This is a genomic window from Dyadobacter subterraneus, from assembly GCF_015221875.1.
Classification (GTDB): Bacteria; Bacteroidota; Bacteroidia; order Cytophagales; family Spirosomataceae; genus Dyadobacter; species Dyadobacter subterraneus.
Map to the genome: position 1 here is coordinate 1,261,856 of NZ_JACYGY010000002.1, position 21,066 is coordinate 1,282,921.

General features: G+C 40.2%; 17 protein-coding genes and 1 tRNA gene. 8 read left to right on the forward strand and 10 right to left on the reverse strand.

The features are described from left to right. Positions 1-431: 431 nt before the first annotated feature. Positions 432-1,301 carry a YncE family protein gene (locus IEE83_RS30780; protein ID WP_194124540.1) on the reverse strand — a complete coding sequence of 290 codons (870 nt, stop codon included), beginning with the start codon at positions 1,299-1,301 and terminating at the stop codon, positions 432-434. A gap of 349 nt (positions 1,302-1,650) precedes the next feature. Here IEE83_RS30780 and hemE point away from each other — a divergent pair, with 349 nt between their 5' ends. Together hemE and IEE83_RS30790 are read left to right on the forward strand one after the other, a co-directional pair. Beyond that, positions 1,651-2,676, forward strand: coding sequence for a uroporphyrinogen decarboxylase (hemE, locus tag IEE83_RS30785; RefSeq protein ID WP_194124541.1), 1,026 nt, complete (start codon positions 1,651-1,653; stop codon positions 2,674-2,676). Between the two features lie 120 nt (positions 2,677-2,796). Then, positions 2,797-3,318, forward strand: a complete 522-nt coding sequence (locus IEE83_RS30790) for a D-glycero-alpha-D-manno-heptose-1,7-bisphosphate 7-phosphatase (protein WP_194124542.1) — start codon at positions 2,797-2,799, stop codon at positions 3,316-3,318. 3 nt (positions 3,319-3,321) lie between these two features. On the opposite strand, the gene IEE83_RS33360 is transcribed toward IEE83_RS30790, so the two are convergent. Next, positions 3,322-3,453 carry a hypothetical protein gene (locus IEE83_RS33360; protein ID WP_262893276.1) on the reverse strand — a complete coding sequence of 44 codons (132 nt, stop codon included), beginning with the start codon at positions 3,451-3,453 and terminating at the stop codon, positions 3,322-3,324. A gap of 103 nt (positions 3,454-3,556) precedes the next feature. Next, positions 3,557-5,029, reverse strand: a complete 1,473-nt coding sequence (locus IEE83_RS30795; protein WP_194124543.1) for a type III PLP-dependent enzyme domain-containing protein — start codon at positions 5,027-5,029, stop codon at positions 3,557-3,559. A 624-nt stretch (positions 5,030-5,653) separates the two neighbouring features. On the opposite strand from IEE83_RS30795, the gene IEE83_RS30800 reads away from it, so the two are divergent. The 5 genes from IEE83_RS30800 (at position 5,654) to IEE83_RS30820 (ending at position 12,597) form a co-directional block, all read left to right on the forward strand. Then, the gene (locus tag IEE83_RS30800) at positions 5,654-6,277 is read left to right on the forward strand and encodes a TetR/AcrR family transcriptional regulator (protein WP_310588622.1); all 624 of its coding nucleotides are present in this window, start codon (positions 5,654-5,656) and stop codon (positions 6,275-6,277) included. Then, on the forward strand, positions 6,267-7,631 hold the full coding sequence (locus IEE83_RS30805) for a TolC family protein (protein WP_194124544.1): 1,365 nt from the start codon (positions 6,267-6,269) through the stop codon (positions 7,629-7,631). Before IEE83_RS30800 ends, IEE83_RS30805 begins: the two co-directional genes overlap by 11 nt. 140 nt (positions 7,632-7,771) lie before the next feature. After that, positions 7,772-8,905 (forward strand): efflux RND transporter periplasmic adaptor subunit, encoded by a 1,134-nt coding sequence (locus IEE83_RS30810; RefSeq protein WP_194124545.1) that lies wholly within the window; start codon positions 7,772-7,774, stop codon positions 8,903-8,905. A gap of 24 nt (positions 8,906-8,929) precedes the next feature. Next, positions 8,930-12,361: an efflux RND transporter permease subunit gene (locus IEE83_RS30815; RefSeq protein ID WP_194124546.1), complete on the forward strand. Its 3,432-nt coding sequence runs from the start codon at positions 8,930-8,932 to the stop codon at positions 12,359-12,361. Between the two features lie 162 nt (positions 12,362-12,523). Then, positions 12,524-12,597 (forward strand) — tRNA-Pro (locus IEE83_RS30820). Positions 12,598-12,749: 152 nt separating this feature from the next. On the opposite strand, the gene IEE83_RS30825 is transcribed toward IEE83_RS30820, so the two are convergent. The 5 genes from IEE83_RS30825 to IEE83_RS30845 form a co-directional block, all read right to left on the reverse strand. Continuing rightward, positions 12,750-13,694: a hypothetical protein gene (locus IEE83_RS30825; RefSeq protein ID WP_194124547.1), complete on the reverse strand. Its 945-nt coding sequence runs from the start codon at positions 13,692-13,694 to the stop codon at positions 12,750-12,752. A gap of 75 nt (positions 13,695-13,769) precedes the next feature. Continuing rightward, a complete protein-coding gene (locus IEE83_RS30830; protein ID WP_194124548.1) occupies positions 13,770-14,309 on the reverse strand; it encodes a hypothetical protein in 540 nt (179 codons plus the stop codon). A 148-nt stretch (positions 14,310-14,457) separates the two neighbouring features. Continuing rightward, positions 14,458-15,459, reverse strand: a complete 1,002-nt coding sequence (locus IEE83_RS30835) for an RNA-directed DNA polymerase (protein WP_194124549.1) — start codon at positions 15,457-15,459, stop codon at positions 14,458-14,460. Positions 15,460-15,800: 341 nt separating this feature from the next. Then, positions 15,801-16,244: a hypothetical protein gene (locus IEE83_RS30840; protein ID WP_228102148.1), complete on the reverse strand. Its 444-nt coding sequence runs from the start codon at positions 16,242-16,244 to the stop codon at positions 15,801-15,803. Positions 16,245-16,366: 122 nt separating this feature from the next. Continuing rightward, complete coding sequence (locus IEE83_RS30845) at positions 16,367-16,534, reverse strand: hypothetical protein (RefSeq protein ID WP_194124550.1); 168 nt, start codon at positions 16,532-16,534, stop codon at positions 16,367-16,369. Between the two features lie 140 nt (positions 16,535-16,674). Here IEE83_RS30845 and IEE83_RS30850 point away from each other — a divergent pair, with 140 nt between their 5' ends. Further along, positions 16,675-17,550 (forward strand): hypothetical protein, encoded by an 876-nt coding sequence (locus tag IEE83_RS30850; protein ID WP_194124551.1) that lies wholly within the window; start codon positions 16,675-16,677, stop codon positions 17,548-17,550. A 46-nt stretch (positions 17,551-17,596) separates the two neighbouring features. On the opposite strand, the gene IEE83_RS30855 is transcribed toward IEE83_RS30850, so the two are convergent. Continuing rightward, positions 17,597-19,975, reverse strand: coding sequence for a hypothetical protein (locus IEE83_RS30855; RefSeq protein ID WP_194124552.1), 2,379 nt, complete (start codon positions 19,973-19,975; stop codon positions 17,597-17,599). A 147-nt stretch (positions 19,976-20,122) separates the two neighbouring features. Further along, on the reverse strand, positions 20,123-21,004 hold the full coding sequence (locus IEE83_RS30860; RefSeq protein WP_194124553.1) for an SDR family oxidoreductase: 882 nt from the start codon (positions 21,002-21,004) through the stop codon (positions 20,123-20,125). Positions 21,005-21,066 lie beyond the last annotated feature (62 nt).

Here is a 21,066-nt window from a genome sequence, read left to right on the forward strand (position 1 = left end):
TATTGGACAAAACCAATATCTATTTTCAGTTACGTTTTTTTGGAATCAACATTCCCTATTACCGGGACTGTTTAATTAATAATGGTGACTACTCTCCGCCATGGTTTTACAAAATTCGGATTGAATAATATCGTTGAGTTTTTAAGTGCATGCAGAAAGTTGACAAAGTCATTTCCTCTTCCCTAAAAAGTGCACCTGTATTGATCAGCGACGGAGCGTCATTTAAAACGATATCGCCACCCGCGGTTTTGCTTCCGTAAAACCCGTCACTGTTAAAGAAAATCTGGTATTAAAAAAAATAACGGCCAGCTTCTGAAAGATCAATTTCTTTTTCAGTATTACGACCGCTTAATTTGTAGAGAACATGTGTTGCGAAGCTATTCAGTATCAAAAGAAATAAAATTAAGCTGAAGATTTTCCGGTATTAAGTATTACTGACGCCCCTGGATAGTAACCCATTTTTTTGCATTTCTGTCAAAAGCAAACTGATAAAGCGTTTCAGCTTTCTCACTTGGTGCGGGCAAACTGTCATTAAATTCAACACCAAAAGCCATCATATTTCCATTCTCATCAAAACGGATACGTCTGGCTTTGTCATCACCACGAGGACCTAAATTTTCAAGTGAACATTCTTTTCGTATGTCACCTTTAAATTTCCCGCTTTTCGTAAGTTCAATGGAATAAATATCCGACGAACGCGTGCTTCCAAAATACAGACGTTTTTCGCCAGTGATGCCGCCAACAAAAATAGCAAACGCATCATGTCCTTCGAGCTTATCCACTACATCTCCGTTTTCCGGATCGATTACATAAATGACCCCTTTTTCCTCATCCCGCGTACTTCCTGCAACGCTGCTTGCATATAATTTCTTACCGTGACAATCAAAGTAAATACCCAAAACGGCAAAAGGCATAACTCCTGCGACACTATCCGGTTTTGGAAGTTCGGTAAGGACAGCCATTACACCTGTTTCAGAATCAACTTTGTAGATTTTGTTCATCTGGCTTAAGGGGTTGTCAAGCAAATTAACTTTTGGAAGCGGCGCGGTATAAGTATTTCCATCAATGTCGGAAGTTATGCCGCCCATCCAGCCGTATTGTGCCCAGCTCCGATCCTGATAGGTTTTTTTGCTTGCAGAATCTGCCTGATTTCTTGGAAACTGAACCAGCACTACTCCCATAAAAGACGGCTCAGTTGTTGACAAGCCAGAACGGGTGGGATCAAAGCCAAGAGTTTTTATAAAAGCACCTGAATTTCGGCACGAAGCGATGCCGATTTGCGAAACTTCTTCCTCAGTCATTTTTTTTTCGCAAGAAGAAAAAATGACTGAGAAAAGGATGAAAATTAAAAAACTATTATACCTCATAGGACTTGTTTCTATATTAAATATTTTCTTCTTCCTGGCTAAAATATTCTTTTCATAAAATTTTTTAACCTTGAAGGAGTAACACTAAAAATCTTATTCCAAATCCTTCGGCAAATTTGCAATTATCAGAATCGAATGTTTAATAACGTATAGTAGTATCTGGTGTAAGTTGAATTGTTATTAATTCAAAATTAGAATATTGAATTAATAAAAGAGCGAAAACACTTCGGGAATTCTGATATTTTAGTTCATTCCTTTATCCTATAATTCCTACCTTTGCGGCATGAAATTGAAAAATGATCTTTTGCTTCGGGCAGCGCGTGGTGAGAATGTAGAGCGTACTCCCGTTTGGATGATGCGTCAGGCCGGACGTATTTTACCTGAATATCGTGCCGTTCGTGAAAAAGCCGGGAGTTTTATCCAGCTTGCTACAACACCGGAACTTGCAGCCGAAGTTACTATACAACCTGTTGATTTGCTAGGCGTTGATGCCGCCATTATATTTTCGGACATTCTGGTAGTTCCCGAAGGAATGGGTTTACCTTACGAAATGGCCGAGCAAAAAGGTCCGGTTTTTCCAACAACAGTAAATACCATTGCAGATCTGGACAAGCTAAGAATTGCTGATCCTGAAAATGATCTGGGTTATGTTTTGGAAGCCATTCGTCTTACAAAAACAGGTTTGGCAGACCGCGTTCCTTTAATTGGATTTGCCGGCGCTCCTTTTACTATTTTCTGTTATATGACGGAAGGTAAAGGATCCAAGACCTTTTCAGTTGCGAAAAAACACCTTTACGCTGATCCGGAATTTTCTCATTTGTTATTACAAAAAATAACAGACAGCACAATTGCTTACCTGAAAGCACAAATCGCAGCAGGTGCAGATCTTGTTCAGATTTTTGATTCATGGGCAGGAATTCTTTCTCCGGAACAATACAAAACTTTTTCTCTTCCTTACATCAAACAAATCTGCGACGCAATTACCGAAGCTCCGGTTACGGTTTTCGCCAAAGGAGCATTTTTTGCAAGAGAAGAAATCGGGAAATTAAATTGTTCCGTTGTAGGACTAGACTGGAACATGGATATCATCGAATCCCGCCAATTAATTCCAAATAAAACGTTGCAGGGAAATCTTGATCCGTGCGTACTATATTCTTCTTTTTACCAAATCAGAGCGGAAGTGAAGAAAATGGTAAGCCAATTCGGTACTCAACGCTACATAGCCAATCTTGGCCACGGCGTATATCCGGATATGCAGCCAGATAAAGTAAGGTGCTTCATTGAAGCCGTAAAAGAATACTCGGCTTAGTTTCAGGGACACAGAGAACCAGAGAGTTAAGGAGAGATACACAGAGGTGTTTTCTCAAATTACAACTCTGTGGCTCTCTCCTTAACTCCGTGTGCCTCTGTGTAACCTAAAAAAATCTCCATGTCCCCAACAACAAAGTGCGTTTTCCTTGATCGTGATGGTGTTCTGAATGAAGATCTGAGTGATTATTTGCATAAATTGGATGAACTCGTCATTCCAGCAGGCGTTCCGGAAGCTTTGAAAATGCTGAAAGAAGCTGGTTTTTTATTAATAGTAATTACCAATCAGGCTGGAATTGCCAAGGGAATGTATGGCGCAGAAGCAGTATATGCCATCCACGAGAAAATGCAGGAAGTTTCCGGAAATGCGCTGGACGACATTTATTTTGCACCTTCACATCCTGATTTCACAGGAAAATCACTTTCCCGCAAACCGGATTCTCTGATGCTTGAAAAAGCGATTGCCAAATATAATATTGATACAACCCAATCCTGGATGATCGGAGACCGGTCAAGAGATATGGAAGCCGGACATAAAGTCGGCTTAAAGACAATTCATGTGATTCCAGAAAATGAAACTTCAGCAGGAGATTTCACCGCTGTCAGTTTATTTGAAGCGGCAAAGATTATTTTAGCTCAATAAATACTAAGCGCGTACTTTAATCGGCTGTTTCTGAACTTTCACAGCAGATCCGTATGCCGGGCACTGATGTTTTGTGCATGAAGATGCAAAACCAATTGTGCCGCAAATTGCCAAAAGAAAGAATACCTTTTTCATATAAATTTTTTAGAGTAGTATTATAACGTCAGGTTTTTAAACTTATTTCTTTGAATGAGTTCGTAAAAGTAACGAACTCATTCAAAGAACGTTATATATTTCGTCAAATTTTTGTTTCAACCAGCTCTTCTTCGGTTTCAGAAGGAACTTCATCTTTAATTACAGGCGTAATAAAAGACTCATCTTTGAAACCCAGAATTTTCAGCATTGAATCGCTGTCCTGCTCTTCCGCAAAAACTTTGGTAACAATTTTACCTTCTTCATCACGGTCGATCAAAACATGTTTTGGAGCCGGAATCAGACAGTGCTGAATTCCACCATAACCGCCCAGAGATTCCTGGTAAGCGCCTGTATGGAAAAATCCAATGTATTGTTTTTCGGCCTCTTCCTCAAAAATCGGCATGTACAAATCCGCGCTGTGCATTTCACTGTTATAGAAATCCTGCGAATCGCAAGTCAGACCGCCGAGGTTAACTTTTTGGTATGGACTATCCCAGTTATTGATCGGAAGCATGATATATTTCTGGTTCATACCCCATGAATCAGGAAGCTGTGTGATAAATGATCCGTTGATCATATACCAAAGTTCCTTATCGTTTTGCAGTTTTTTGTCAATGATCTCGTAAATCACCGCACCACTTTCTCCAACTGTATAACTTCCGAATTCTGTAAAAATATGCGGAACAGGAACATTATTCTTGTTACAGATCCACTGGATATTTTCAATGATCTCGTCAATCATTTGCTGGTAATCGTAGCCTGATTGCAAAGAAGTCTGGATTGGAAGCCCGCCTCCGATATCGATAGAATCCAGTTCAGGACAAATCTTCTGCATTTCGCAGTATTTGAACATGAATCGTGTCAATTCACTCCAGTAATACGCACTATCTTTAATTCCGGTATTAATAAAGAAGTGTAGCATTTTAAGTTTAAAACGAGGATTTGACTCGATTTTATCCTTATATAATTGCTGCACATCGTTATAACGAATTCCCAGACGTGAGGTATAAAACGCAAAATTAGGCTCTTCATCCGTTGCGATACGCATTGCAAAATTTACGGTATCAGCCGTAACCTGCTGCTCGTAAGATTCAATTTCTTTAAGATTATCCAGAATTGGAATAACATTGAAACCTTCGTTGATAAGCTCACTTAAATATTGTGTATAAAGTGGCCTTTTATAGCCGTTTGCAAGAATGTAAGTAGACTTGCTGATTTTGCCGCGGCGGTATAGTTCCCGGATAATCGGAATATCAAAAGACGATGAAGTTTCAAGATGTATATTATGTTTCAGCGCCTCTTCCAGCACAAAACTAAAATGCGAAGATTTGGTACAATAACAATAAGTATAAGTTCCCTTATAATTATGTCGCTTAAATGCGTTTTTGAAAAACATATTCGCATTGCCAATATGTTCACCGATTTTGGGCAGATAATTAAGTTTCAAAGGCGTACCATGTTCCTTGATGATGTCCATCAGTGGTACATTGTTGAACAGCAATTCATTTTTGTCAACGTTAAATTCCATCGTTGGGAACTCGAACGTTTGCTGAATCAGGTCAATGTAGCTTTTCATTTATTTGTTTTCGCGGATAGCAATTAGTGGATTTGAATAAATAATTGAACTTTGTTTTGTTTTCTCTCTCATTCTTTCGGGCTCTCTCTTCAACGTTCAGATCACTATTTCTAATACTCCTTCTGCTTAAAAGAAAAGACCCGAAATTTGGGCAGAATATGTATTATTTCCAAACATCATTTGACTTTAAAACATTCCGCGCAGTTACTTTATCATCAATATTTTAAAGTTCATACTGCAAATCGCCCATTTGGTACTTTTCTGATAGTTTCTTTTTGCACTCCTCATTTACTTTGAAGCATGATTAAAATCAATAAAAGAACATTTGCCTCGTGTGTCCTGATTATAATCTTATTTATTAAAGATTATTAAATATAAGTTTATTGCAATTTGCCGATAATAAGAAATAGTGTCAAAAACGCTTCTAAAATTACCATACGATGTCGGTGTTTGCGACCCCAAAGTTATCGATCATAGTTAACAATTTGGGAACCAGTAGATTAATAAATCATTAAATATATCTTAATTATATTATAAGAGAAAAAAGCATTAAAGTGACAGAAAACTTTAAACATTATTAAAGTTTTCATAGTTTTTATCATCGGAAAATTTCAACTTTGTCCTGTGAAAGAACGAATTATAAAAGAAGCATTCAAACTCTTTTGGCGCTACGGCATCAAAAGCGTAACGATGGACGATATCGCGAAGGATCTCGGTATTTCCAAACGGACTATTTATCAGCATTTCCCTGACAAGGAAGCAATTGTGATATTGGTAATAGAGCAGGAGCTGGAAAGTCAGAAGTGCCAGATGGATAAAATGGATGAAGATAAACTGAATCCAGTCGCACAAATGATCCTGGGAGCGGATTACATGCGGATTTCTCTGGCGCATATGAATCCGGTAGTTTTCCATGATTTAAAAAAATATCATCCGCTGGCCTGGGACTTATTCCATCAGTACAAGCATGAGTATATTATAAAAGGTATACGGGAAAATCTGAGTGAAGGAGTTAAAACCGGACTTTACAGGAAAGAAATAGATATTGATATTTTGTCAGTACTACGGATGGAGCAGATATTAATGGCGATGGATCCGTCAATTTATCCGGCAGATAAATTCAATATGATGAATGTTCAGATGGAATTTGTGTACCATTTCTTACACGGAATTCTGACTGAAAAAGGATTGGAATACTATACTAAATATAAAGAAGAATCAGCAACATCTATTACCCATGAAAAATAATCGATTGATTCGCGATGGGGTTTTAACACTCGCGATATTTTTAAGTCTCATCTCTGTGAAAGCGCAGGAGGCGAGTTTTACGGTCAAGGAGGCCGTAGACTATGCCATCAAGCACAACCTGAATGTGAAAAGCTCGCAACTGGACGCCATTTCGGCAGAAGCCAGGATTGGTGAAGTTCGTGGTTCAGGTTTACCTCAGGTCGCTGCCAATTTCAATTTAAGCGATAACGTCATTATCCAGCGCGTTTTCCTTCCCGCCAACTTTGCCGACCCGAATGCTTCTCCGGATGCAGCACCGGTTGCCGTTCAGTTTGGGGTGAAATATTCAGGAAGTGCATCGGCAACGTTGAACCAGTTGATTTTCAGTGGTTCTTATTTTATTGGTTTACGTGCAGCAGCTACTTATCGAGAACTGGCGAGCAAGAATGTTACGCAATCCAAAGTTACGGTGGCAGAAAATGTTACCAAGGCTTATTATTCTGCTCAGGTTTCGGAAGAACGTGCCAAAGTTCTTGACTTGAATATCAGTCGCGTGGATTCATTGAGAGCTGAAACAAAAAAGATGAATGAAAGCGGATTTGTTGAATTGCTTGACGTGACACGTCTGGAAGTTCAGATCAATAATCTTGTAACGGAACGTCAGAAAGTTCAGAATTTGATCGAGTTGAGTTATACACTTTTGAAATATCAAATGGGTATGTCGCTTGATGAGAAAATTACACTAACGGACAAAGTTGACGACCTGAATATCGAATCATTAAGATCAGATTTCTCTGATTATAAAGTGAATTACAACAGCCGGATCGAATATTCTGTATTGGATACCCAGCAAAAACTGGCCGGACTTGATCTGAAAAATATCCGTGCAGGTTATTTACCAAGTCTTTCCGCTTCCTTTGGATATGGTCATAACAATGGTAGAAATACCATTCCAGATTTATTCGGCACAAAATGGTTTAACAATTCGATCCTGGCCATCAATCTGAACATTCCAATCTTTGACGGTTTTGTCAAAAAGTACCAGGTTGAACAGAAAAAAGTTGCGTTGGATAAAGTTAAGCTCAACCAGAAACTTCTGGAACAAACGATCGATATGCAATCCAAACAAGCTGCGATCAACATAAAAAATGCCTTTGCAACTCTGGAAACACAAACAAGAAATGTTGATCTGGCCAAGGAAGTAGTTCGGGTTTCTAAAATCAAATACAAAGAAGGCGTCGGTTCTAACATTGAGGTTATCAACGCAGAATCTGCCTACAAAGAAGCACAAACGAATTATTTCTCTGCGCTTTATGATATGCTTATCGCAAAAGTTGATTTGAGCAAAGCGAAAGGAGAGCTTTATAATGATTAATGGTTAAGGGTTAATTGTTAATGACGGCTCATTGTTGAGCCAAGCCTTACTAATAATTAACCAACTCTAATTAACCATTAACACTTAACCGCACCGGCGGCCCGGCATTAACAATTAAATAACGGACACTTACCTATATCATGAAAAAGAATATTTTATCAATCGCAATCGCTGCTGCTTTGCTGGCTTCTTGCTCAGGAGAGAAAAAGGAAGGATTGGCTGGAAAAAAGGAAGAGCTGACCAAGCTTAAATCAGAACAAAGCGAAACTGAGAAAAAAATAAAAGCACTTGAATCGGAGATAGCGAAGCTCGACACGACCAAAAGAGCTGAAACCAATATAAAAGTCGTTACCGTAAAACCGCTTGAAGTGGGTACGCTAAGTCATTATGTTGAATTGCAGGGTTCAATTGATGCAAAAAACAGTGTGATGGTAACGCCGAAATCCGGTGGTGTGATCACGGCTGTTTATGTACGTGAAGGCGATCAGGTGAAAGCGGGTAGTGCGATGGCCAAAGTGGACGACAGCATTTTGCGTGAAAGCATTGAAGAAGTGAAAACGCAGCTGACGCTGGCGAACACCATTTACACCAAACAGAAAAATCTTTGGGACCAGAAAATCGGTACCGAAGTACAGTTTTTACAAGCTGAAAATAACAAGCAAGGTTTGGAAAGAAAACTTTCTACATTAAATACGCAGCTTTCTCAATCCAGAGTTTCCGCGCCGATTTCAGGCGTTGTGGATCAGGTGAATGTAAAAGTGGGTGAAACTGCGGCTCCGGGCGTTGGTCTTTTCCGGGTTGTTAATCTGGGGAATCTGAAAGTTACGGCCAAGGTTTCGGATACATATGCTGCGAGTGTTAAACGCGGTGACGAAATTCTGATCAGTTTTCCTGATTTGAATAAAGATTACAAGGCAAAAGTTTCTTTCGTTGGAACAACGGTTGATCCATTGAGCCGCACTTTTGTGATTGAAGCAAATCTTCCTTCCAGTCCTGCTTTGAAACCAAACATGACGGCGAAAGTCCAGATTAACGATGCAACCAAGAAAAATGCTTTGATCGTTGACCAGAACATTATTCAGGGAACTGAAAAAGGACAGGTTGTTTATGTTGCTGTAAATGAAGGCGGCAAGAAAAAAGCGAAATCGAAAATTGTGAAAACAGGTTTGATTTACAACGGAAAAATTGAAATAACGGAAGGCTTACAGGCAGGAGACGAAATTATCACGACCGGATACCAGGAGGTTTCGGACGGACAAACGATTTCGTACTAACATTCACTTTCAGCTAGCATACCCATGAAATTTGAAGATCATAAAACCCTTAGTTTTACCAACTGGTGCGTAGAGAATCGGACGACGATTTACATCTTTACGGTTATCATCACGCTGGCGGGCTTCGTGGTATACAACAACCTGCCGAAAGAGCAGTTTCCGGATATCAAAATACCGCAGATCTATATCAACACGGTCTATTTTGGTACCGCTCCCGCCGATGTGGAGAACACGATTAACAAACCCATTGAAAAGCAGTTGAAGTCGATCAATGGTGTAAAACATATCAAGTCAAACGCTTTGCAGGACGTTTCGGTAATTCTGGTGGAATTTACGCCGGATGTTGAAGTGTCGGATGCTTTGCAGCGCGTCCGTGATGCGATTGATAAAGCCAAACAGGACTTACCTCAGGAACTGGATTCCGGTCCGACGGCACAGGATGTGAACTTTTCGGAATTCCCGATCATGAACATTAACCTGGCCGGTAATTATTCGCTGAAACAATTGAAAGAATATGCGGAAGATATGCAGGATGCGATTGAAGCGATGCCTGAAATCAGCCGTGTAGATATCGTCGGTGCGCTGAACCGTGAAATTCAGATTAACCTGGATTTGCCTCGTATGCAATCGACCGGTCTGACTTTTACGGATATTCAGACAGCCGTTCAAAGTGAAAACATTAACGTTTCTGGTGGTGATTTGAAAGTTGGAAATGTGCGTCGTACGCTTCGTGTAAAAGGAGAATTCCTTGACATGACTCAGCTTGCGAATCTGCGTATCCGTACCGGAACTGGCGCCGTTGTCCGTTTGGGTGATATCGCCGAAGTAACAGACAGTTTTGAAGAACAACTTGATTTTGCCCGTCTGGACAACAAATCCGTAATCACGCTGAACGTGATCAAAAGAGCCGGATCTAACCTTGTAAAAGCGGCTGATGATATTGAAGTGATCATTGATAAAATGAAGGAATCCGAATTGCCGCAAGGACTGGATATCCGGATCACAGCTGATCAGTCGGAACGTACCCGTGCGGATTTGCATGAATTGATCAATACGGTTATCATCGGTTTCATCTTCGTGGTTTTGGTACTGATGTTCTTCATGGGTATCCGTGACGCGATTTTCATCGGACTTTCCGTACCACTTTCTGCACTCGTTGCCTTTGTATTAATGCCGGTGTTAGGCCCCGTGATCGGTACTTCTTTCACCTTGAACACAATCGTACTTTTTGCCTTCCTGCTGGGGATTGGTCTCGTGGTGGATGATGCGATTGTGGTGATTGAAAATACCCACCGTTTATTCAACAATCATAAAGACTGGACAATCCAGCAGGCTGTGAAAGCTGCTGCGGGTGAGGTTTTCGTGCCCGTACTTTCCGGTACGTTGACAACAATTGCACCGTTTTTCCCGCTTCTTTTCTGGCCGGGAATTGTCGGGGATTTTATGAAATTCCTGCCGCTGACGCTGATTTTGACGCTGATGTCATCACTTTTTGTAGCCTATGTGATCAACCCGGTTTTTGCGGTAACGTTCATGGGTCGTCATGAAGATGAAAAAGAAAAACACGATACGAGCATTAAAGCGATCATGCGTCCGATGTTGATCTTGGCAGCGATGGCTTTGGTTGGTTATTTTGTTGACCGTGGTGTGGGTAACTTCTTTGTGATTATCCTCGTGCTTTTTGTTTTCAATCACTACATTCTGACTCCGAGAATTCTTGTTCCTTTCCAGGACAAATTACTTCCGGCACTCAAAAATAATTACAAAAAACTGATTACCTGGCTGATCAAAGGATACCGTCCTGTATTTGCGATTATCTCGATGGTCGTGCTTTTGATTGCTACGTTTATCATTGTCGGTATTGCCAAGCCGGAAGTACAATTCTTCCCGAGCGGTGATCCGGATTATATTTATGTGTACAACAAGCTGCCTTCGGGAACGGATGCACTTACGACGGATTCGATTACAAAAGTGATTGAAAAACGTGTTTTCTCAGTTTTGAAAACAGAAAAAGCGATGAATATCGTGAACTCCGTCATTTCCAACGTTGGTAAAAATGCCGGTGACCCGAATAACCCGGACCGTGCCGCTACGCCGCATAAGTCCAAAGTGACGGTGGCTTTTGTGAAAAGTGAATCCCGTGACGGCCGCTCGACGCAGGAATTGCTGACCAAAGTACGTGATGCCGTAGCCGGAATTCCCGGAACTGAAATTTCCGTAGAACGTGAAAGTACCGGCCCGCCTACCGGAAAGCCGATTTCGATTGAGATTTCGGGTGATGATTTTGAGGAATTGCAGGTATTGGAAAAAGATCTTTTAAAACGTGTACAAAACTCCGGTATCGCGGGAATTGACCAGTTGAAATCCGATCTGGTAACGAACAAACCGGAAATCACGATTGATATTGACCGTGAAAAAGCACAGCGCGAAGGGATCAGTTCTTCGCAGATTGCACTGTCGATCCGTACGGCACTTTTCGGTCTGGAAGTTTCTAAATTCCGTGATGCGAAAGATGAATATCCGATTATGGTCCGTTTGAAAAAGGACGACCGTCAGCAGATTGAAAAACTGTTGAGTCTGAACATTGTATACCGTGATATGAATTCCGGCGGCGCGCTTCGTCAGGTTCCGATTACGTCCGTAGCCAACATTTCCTACTCGACTACATTCAGTCAGATTAACCGGAAAGATCAGCAACGCATTGTAACGCTGAGCTCTGATGTATTGCCGGGATATAACGCCAATGATATTGTGGCCCAGATCCAGGAACTTGTAAATAACGTGAAAGTACCAAGCGGATATACCGTGAAAATGGGTGGTGAACAGGAAGACCAGGCCGAATCCATGAACTTCCTGACCGGGGCATTTGGCGCAGCGATTTTGCTGATTTACCTGATCCTGGCTACACAATTCAACTCGGTTGTGAAACCGCTGATCATCTTCTTTACGATCGTGCTTTCGCTGATCGGGGTATTGCTTGGTTTTGTGATTTTTGATAAAACATTCTCTGTGATCATGTCCGGTGTGGGTATCATCGCACTGGCCGGTATCGTGGTGAAAAACGGGATTCTGCTCATTGAATTTATTGATGAACTTCGTGAACGCGGTTACCCGCTGCGCAATGCAATTATCGAAGGCGGCGCGATTCGTCTGACGCCTGTATTGCTGACAGCTTCGGCGGCGGTACTTGGTCTGATTCCGCTTGCATTCGGTATTACGCTGGATTTCGTGGCGCTGTTCAGAGATTTCGCCCCAAATATCACGACGGGCGGAGCGAGTTCCGTATTCTGGAATATCCTCGCCTGGACGATCATCATGGGACTTACCTTCTCAACCATCCTGACGCTTCTACTCGTTCCATGTATGTATTACGTCAACGAAAAAGTACGCGACAAATGGTTCCGTAAAGGCAAACAGGAAGTCATCAACCCAAACTGGCAGAACGAGAGTATATAAATTGCTTGTTTGTTTAAACGCAGAGTTATTTAAACTCAGAGTTTAAAGAGTTAAGCGCAGAGTTACACAGAGATTATTAAAAAATAAAAACTCAACGTAACTCTGCGAAAAACTCTTTTAACTCTGCGTTTTTTTTAATTAGTTTGCAGCCTTGGAAAATTACGGGATGTGGCGCAGCTCGGTAGCGTGCTTGCATGGGGTGCAAGAGGTCGCAGGTTCAAATCCTGTCATCCCGACGGAAAAGTTAAAAGACACTTATAAAATTATTTGTAAGTGTCTTTTTGTTTCAAATTCCTTAGTAATTTAATTATTAAACTTACTTTTTAAACTCTGTTTGCGATTTGTAGGTTCTTCACCAAAGTTCAGAGAGCGACCCGGCTTTAATAAACTATTCAAACAAACCAAGTTGAGACTTGATAATCCTCCTACGCCGTCCCTTGCTCGTTTCCATTACCGACTGTCCCTGAATAAGTTCGGTAACATTGGATACATTCACACTAGCCACCTTCACATCTCCGTTTTGATCCATTTGTCGCTCAAACTCTACGTCACATTTGATTATTGATCCATTTGTAAAGCTTACCTCGCGATTTATAACTGACTGCCTAAATTCAGCATCATGTAAATTAAAATTTATTGTTTCGGAGTTATAAATCCCTTTCCATTTTAACTTTCCACTTTTTAAAACAGGAGCAACAATTTCAACAAGAACCTCCCTGTATATCACAGGAGCCATCATGATTTGGTCTACAACATATCTCCTAAAATCACTCCTGTCTACGAACATTTCTGGCGATAATTCCCGAAAATTATTATCCAAGGTTGTTATACCGATTTTCTCCACCTTGCTTTCATAAAGTAATGAAGAATAGAAATTCGACTTGTATCTCCTTATCCTGTCTGTTTGAGATATAAGAACGATAATGTTGCCTAAATGCCTTTCAACTTCCTGAGATGTGTCATCTAATAATTCGAGCTCCCTTTGAAGCTTCTTGATTTCGAGTTCAGTCTTTTTGACATTTAGTTGATCTAATTCCGAATTATGCTGTATTCCGGTAACCACGAGGTCCACTATCACACCACTGATAATACCTCCCAAAAAAACAAGAATTGGACCTACCATCTTTGCATGTTTCTTTTTCCTCAAAAATTTAAAAATTTCCTTTATCCCACCGGGCTCCAAAGCAGCTATTTCTAAATCTATATCTAATTCGAGTAAACTTGCAACCTCTTTAAATATCTTTATAATCTCAGCTTCCGCCCTATTTTTGACAGTCGCATCCATTGAATGAGAATTATTTTCGAGATAATAGTGAAGTTGGAGTATGTCCATTGAGTATACATTTTATTAAATAAGCTCTTAGTAAACCTTGAGCTAGGAAAAATCCAAAAACCAAATGATTGAGACCTAATAATCTAAGTAGTCAAGATCCAGTTCGTCCCCTTCTATCATATTGTCAAAGCCACGAAGCATATCTCCTAAATTTTGATAGTTTAATCTTGATACAGGTTGATTAGAATCAGTTGAAGTCTGAGTTTGCACGTCGACTGTGCCACTTACACTGCTATATTCCACCTCCTGATCCGTTTCAACTGTTTGTACTTTTGAAAAATTAACAACTTCAATTTGCCGACTTTCATCATAAAATGAAACTTTTGCCTTACGTAGCTGTTTGAAATAGGGATTCCTATTAACATACGTGAAATCAGTTCCAATCCATTTTTTTAATGAGATCTCATATGCGAACAACCAGCTTTCATCGGTCAAATATTGTTCGTTTAATTTTTGTACCCATCGAGAGGTATCCAGATCTTCTGCCTTAATTAGGTTTAAACTTGCAAGATGCAAAATTAAGAGTCCATTTACAGGATCTTCAATTTTCGACAATAAGCCAACGATTGAAGCGGGAATGACGATTCGAAAGTTCTGGCAATCCAAAGCGACCATGCTAGCTCATACTCATTTCTTCTTTGGCAATGATATTCTATAAAGCTCAGAAGAACGTTCTCTAACTTTGCTACTCTAACTTTCGATTTATGGGAATACAGAATTCTGAAAATCTCTTTGATAGTTGAAGGTTCAGAAATCATTGTCTTTAAAAGCATAGTTTCCAAGAGAGCGAAATTCGTATCTGACAATAAAGCCAAGCGTTTAACTCTTTCAACGGCGTACGAAAGCACAAAGTCCTTGGAAGTCTTATTGCCAAATCAAACGCCTGGCTAAAAAAACTGATAATATCATTATTTTGCTTGATTTCAGTGTTACGAAAATCAAAAGACCGCAGTTGGATAATCCAGTCGGGTTCGATACCTCTTGGAATTTTTCTAATACTTGTTTTTTCTGCATTGATTTGTAATTCAAACTCCTTCAATGTCTGTTGTAGTTTAAGTAAAGCATCTTCCGCTTCTGCTTCACTATGAAAAAAGAAATACATATCGTCAACATACCGATATCCTTTCAAGTTGGGAAACTCGCTCGCAATTCTTTCATCAATTTTACAACCGATAATTTCCGAGATAATGTGCGACGTATCTGGCCCCATTGGAATACCAACAGTTTGACCATACATAGTATTGCTTACCTCACTATCAATTCTATTTCCAAGAAGACTTCTTGATCCCTTATTAGCCTTCGAGACGGCTTTCCCATGAATGGCCCAGGGAATGCTATGAGTATATATAGATGGATAGTATTTTGATATGTCTGTTTTCAATTCATATGAGTAAGGATAAGATTCTAAAAAAACCTTCCGCATAAAATTCTTGAATTTCCCAGGATTAGACGCCCTTGTACCTGTCTGTTTTGGACGACTAAAAGAGAATTTTGACAGCTTATATATCAATTCAATTTCTCCCCAATTCTCTACGATGGTTTCGCAAAGTCTAGTTTGGTGGATTGGATTGGGTATTTTAATTGTTTTTCTCACCAGTCCTACTTTTGCCACCGAGAAATCAATACACCTTGTTGGTTCCTTAGTGATGCATCCCTCTAGACGAGGTTTTAACTCACCATATTTGGATGCGAAATCAACTGTGTTAAAGGGAGGTGGTAATTCTCTAGGAAAATATCCTTTAGCAAGCAAATCTTCAATTTTCATTATTATTGATTTTCCAAAATAAGAGGTAGAATGGCTGCATAATGCTAAGCTTTCTTTCAAAAGCAGTATTATGCTTTCTTTTACTTTACAAAGAACTTAACTAGTGGCTGGCTATGTAGAATGAAATCTTGTTCTTATTAAGCCGTTGTGTCTAGTGTTCTTAAAACACTGCGTACTTGAATAAATGATCGTTTGCGACGGTCTACGAAAGCAATCCAATGTTGGACGTAATATCGTCAGTTTATGACTAATTTATTTAAACCTGATTATTGAATTTTAATTTTGAAAAGTCTTTAACAAAAATATCAAATCCAATCAACTTCAATCCTTGGAATAAAAAATCACTTGATACAATTAGGATTTCGAATACAAATTTGAACATGATTCTTTTCATGAAATCCTGCTCCTGGGTAGAGCTCGGCACCTTCGACAAAAACACCTCTTGCAGAACCGAAAGGTCTGAACTTGCTGGCTTGTTGAATACTGTGAAGATGTTCAATAACAGCACAATCCAGATTTCGTAAAACTAAATCCTTTGTTCCTTTCCCTGATCGGTTTACAGGAAGTTCTAGTTCAAATTTGGAAGCTATTAATTCAAGACTTTGATAAGAATATTGCACAAGCCTTAGATAATCTGTATCCAGAAAATCTAAACAACTTTGAAGATCAATAACGGCACCAAGTACAGAAGGTTTTGTACTTTTAGTTTTTCCGGGAGGATTATTTGCAAAGTCCAAAGCTCGCTCATAATTATTTTCCCAGAAGTAATATCCTTTCCCCGCCAATCATAATCGTTCTTACTGGAAACCATATTTTTCCTTCCGGAAACAATATCGTCCCGAACACTTTCGTCACATCCGTGAAATCCGATAATAAAGCGGGTCTTGAAGAATACATCAAAAACAGATTAGGAATTCTGTCTTTCTAAGACCGTTTGATTGGTTCCCTTAGGAACTAGAAGCTGAAAAACACCAAGGTCTGTCAGAAACTTTTTAGCAGCTGTTTTTGATCCAACAACTTCTTTTCGCTGCTTGCGCAGAGCGCTTTCCAACGCCTTTATTTCTTTTCTATTCATAAGTAATAGTCATCAGTTAATCACAATTATCTATTCATATTCGCTATTAAAATAAAGTTGTGCTTCTCAAATATGCAATTTTACAATTAAATTGCTAAACTTCTGATAACTAATCAGGGGTTAGCAATCAAAATATTACAGTGAAGAAAGAACTTTGGTATCTTCTAATAAACGGGCAATCGGATGCTACAACAGGCTTGTATGGAAATTTCTATTCCTATGGACTGCATTTAGGTGATGCACTAAATAATACATTTGAAATCATTGCCAAAGTAAAATTTCAAAATCCTAATCTTATTGAAGCTTTTAAGCTAGACAATTTTGAAGTTATTGAAAAAAATAACGAATTGATTAAACTCTCCAATGACGTATATATGAGAGAGAAAATTTATCCTTTTTCGTTCGATGACTTAGACAAAGAGTTTCAGCCACCGGTAGGGATTACAAAATCAACGGGAGAAGATCAATATGATTACGATCTAATTACAGAGAATTTTGTCGCTTATGGACAAGATGACAATGGAATTTTTGAACTTGAATTGGTCGTTGGTAAAGCAAAACTTATTGAAGCCTTTTTAAAGATAATTGACTTTTTACCGACGGTGGATGGATTCTGGATTTATATTCAAAGCCATTGGTGTGATAAAAAGACAGAGCTCTGGGTAGCTAAACATTTTGTAAATAAGGAACAAGTTATTTATTTTCTAACTGAACAGGAAAATAATACAATTAAAAATGGATTTATAAAGTTGGTCGTTCACAGCGTTCAGGGAGAATCAAATCTCACTCTTGATGACCATAAAAAAATTCAACTTTATACAAAGGATGAAGAGGTATTTAAACACTTTATTGGGCAAATAAAAGATTTAGGTTACAAACAAACACGAGACTTTTATAATCTTGAATTTGGGTTTCAACATTGGCATTACAGAGTTGCCGATAGCTTAAACAGGACTGAATTTATTGAAATGTTAAAAGACAACCATTTTGAATTTATTGATGCTTGGGAAGAATAGATATCTGTAATTAAAGTTTTGTATTGCAGATATCTATTCTGGTAACCTACTCCTTCAACAACCAAACATCCGAAATCTTCGAATTCTTCCGCCAGTTCAAATCGGATTCTTCCGGGCCGTCGAAGGTTACAGAAATTTTGCCGTCTTGCGTAAGTGATAGCGGGACAATCCATTCTTTGAAAGAATTCTCTTCCTTGTTGTATATCGTTGGGGAAAGTCTTTGTCCGTCTACACGTAAAAGGGCCTCGCCGTAGCCTGCCACGCGGATAATGTAGCGTGCACCCGGATCCAAATTTACATAATCTAACGCCGGTTCTCTTTGGAAAAGCTGGGAAGAAAGGCGTTTTCTGCTTTTTCCACTGTCCCACCAGGCCACGTCGGTGGCGTCGTCGGAAATGGTTTTTACACGCGGGCCTTTGGCTACACTTGAAACTCCGTCGTAATAACTTCCTTCGCCGGGATTTTCCCAGGTCGCTATACGTTTCAACATCGCCAGCTGTTCTGCCGGGTCTTTTATCTTTTTGATTTTCTCAAATTCATCAGCCAGCCACCAGCGGTTGTTTAGTGGGTAATCTACAAAATCCATCACCGCGCCGCGCTCCGGATTTCTTGGTTTATGTTTGGCCGAGCTCGTTTGCAAACCGATGGAAATGTACAAGGCATCGCTCAGGTCTTCGATGTGTTTGCGGATATCTCTGGCAATCGGCTCGGTATCGGCTTTGTTGACAATCGCCAGTGCCTGATCCATGGATTTTGTGATGGTCTGGTTATCTGCTTTGGCCAGAATTTCGTTGGCCTGTTTTTCCAGTTCCTGCTCGTTGATCAGTCGCAGGCGGGTATATTCGTCGTAGTATCCTCTCAGCAACAGCATTTGCCAGCGCCAGTTATCTTTCAATTTTGGATTGGTACTTTCCAGGTTTTTCCAGAACTGGTACGTCATTTCAACACCGCCGTTTTCAGCCAGCGAACCTTTCCAGTTTTGTTCCAGCGCTTCGATACCACTGGCTACGGCATTATCAATATTTTTCCCAAAGAAAAAACGGGCATATTCTTTCAATATCTGGTGCACATCTTTTTTCACATCCCAGGCACGCATGCTCCACAAAACCTTGTTCACATCATCATGGCTGCCATCGGAATAGGACACAAAACCATCGGTAAAGGGCGCGTATTTTTCATGGATTTTGGCAAAAGCATAAGGCCGCGGATTCACAGATTCCCTTCCGAGCGTCAAAGCAAAAGCCTGATCATACTTTTCCACCGGAAATTCGCAGCGGATGGCGTGGGTGATGTCGGGATATTCGCGGTGCTGATATTGTTTCGGAAGGCGGTATCGGGTTTCAGCCATAGGCGGACTGCCCGGACCGGATACCACGCCCTGAAGCCAGGCTGGTTTTTCGGTTTCAAGATATTTGTAAAAATAATCGATCTGCTCCACGCTGAATCCCTGCAACGAAATCCACATTTTGGCATTCGGATGATATTTTACCAACCGGCTTTGCAACTCCTTCAAAAACGGCATCACGTCCGAAGGGTGATTTTCTCCGGGATCACCGCCGGGAAAAAATATATGATCAAGACGCGGCGCTTTTTTGTAAAACTCCTCATGCATTTCAATTTCTGCTTTTCGCTTGGCCTCATCTTTCAGATTGAAAGTAGCCGGCGTCCAAACCCAGTAATCCATGTCATATTTCTGACACATTTCACTCATTCTGATCCGCATTTCAGCAGAAGGAATTTTAAAATGCGGACTCGGCGCTTCGCCTTCCTGAAAAGGAATTCCTTCAATGGCATTGGTACCAAAAATTGCCAGTTCACGGATGTACTGATCAAATTGTCCGGTTGTCCAGGCGTCGTATGTATTGGCCGTGGTCCGGTAACCCAACTGATGGCCCCGAATGAGATAATCGGGAGAAGTGGCAAAATCTGCTTTCTCATCCAGTTGAAGTATATTTTTATCCATGCTCAAATTCCGCAGCAACCAGCCCGAACCAAATAAAATACCACGGGAATCCGCACCGATGATCCAGATAATATTTCCTTTTTCAGAAGTTTCTGTGACAATGCGGTAGCCTTCTTTTTTAAATTCAGGATTTTCACCCGTCCGTTTTGCAGGAGCCGGTTTTCCAAATAATTCAGTATCGGATGATAAGACAAGCGCAATTGTAGGCACTCCGGCTTTCGGCCAGACGGCAGCATTTTTCAAACCAAAACCCGTTCTTTTTGCGATTTCTTCGGAAAGTACCGCAGCGGCAGTTTCCTTCATCGGAGACGGAATAGCCGGAGAAACCATCAAGACTGCATTTTTAAGATTTACAGTCTGGGCAAATAAGGAATGGGCGAAACCGGAAAAAAGCAGCACAAGGCAAATGGCTGACCATTTGAAAGTCGGCAGGAAACTGTAAGATTGAATTTTTGAACGCATAAAAAAGAAATACTTCCGTGGCAAAATTACTTTCCACTATATACTTCAAATTGGTTCATTAAGGCCAGTGCAAAATGTTCATTCCACTATAACACAAAACAGGACTGCCCGAAAAAGCAGTCCTGTTTTTAGAAGTTTTTCGAAATATTATGCTTTCCCGTAAACGCCTGTCAGATATTCTTCAACCGTTGCAGGTTTTCTGCCCAAAATGTTTTCCAATTCACCATTTGTTGCTTCAAATTCTCCCAAACCAATCGCCTGACTAAAACCGGCAACAAGTCCTGCAATTTCCGCCGGAGCACCTGCGTTTGTCAGTGTCTCGATAAATTCAGAAACGGGTGGATTAACATAAGAAATTGTTTCTCCTGTAACTTTTGAAATGATCGCAGCAATTTCGGTAAAGCTAATTGCAGCTGAACCTGACAGTTCAATAGACTGATTATCGAATTTTCCGGTTTCGTCCAGTAAAATATTCGCACCTGTTTCTGCAAAATCTTCTCTTGTAGCAAAAGCCGTTTTTCCTTCACCTGCAGGCAAATAAATGGTTTTGCTTTGAAGAAGATGCTCGCCTGCAAACATTGGGATCACGTCCGCATATAAACCGTGTTGTAAAATCGTGTAAGTCACGCCAGAGGCTTTCAACACTTTTTCGGTATACAAATGACTTTCCGCAATAAATCCGATTGGCGAATCCGCCGCTTCGGTTTTGCGCTGAAAACTGGTGTAAAGAATTTGTTTCACACCTGCTTCCTTCGCTGCATTGATAACTTTTTCATGCTGTTCGCCACGATTATGAGCCAGTCCGGAAACCAGATACACTTTATCAACACCTTCAAATGCTTTCAAAAGTGCTTCGCTGTTATCATAATCACCAACATGTATAGTGACTCCTTTTGCTTTAAATTTTTCCGCTTTTTCTGCATCACGAACGAGAATGCTAATGTTGGAAGCATCTGTTTTTTTCAAAAGGAATTCTATTACGGCAGTGCCTAAATGTCCGGTCGCGCCGGTTACCAAAATCTTGCTCATGTCTTTTTTTCTTTATGTTTTAAACCAATAGTTACTTTTGTATAGTTAAAGGTAATTGGTAA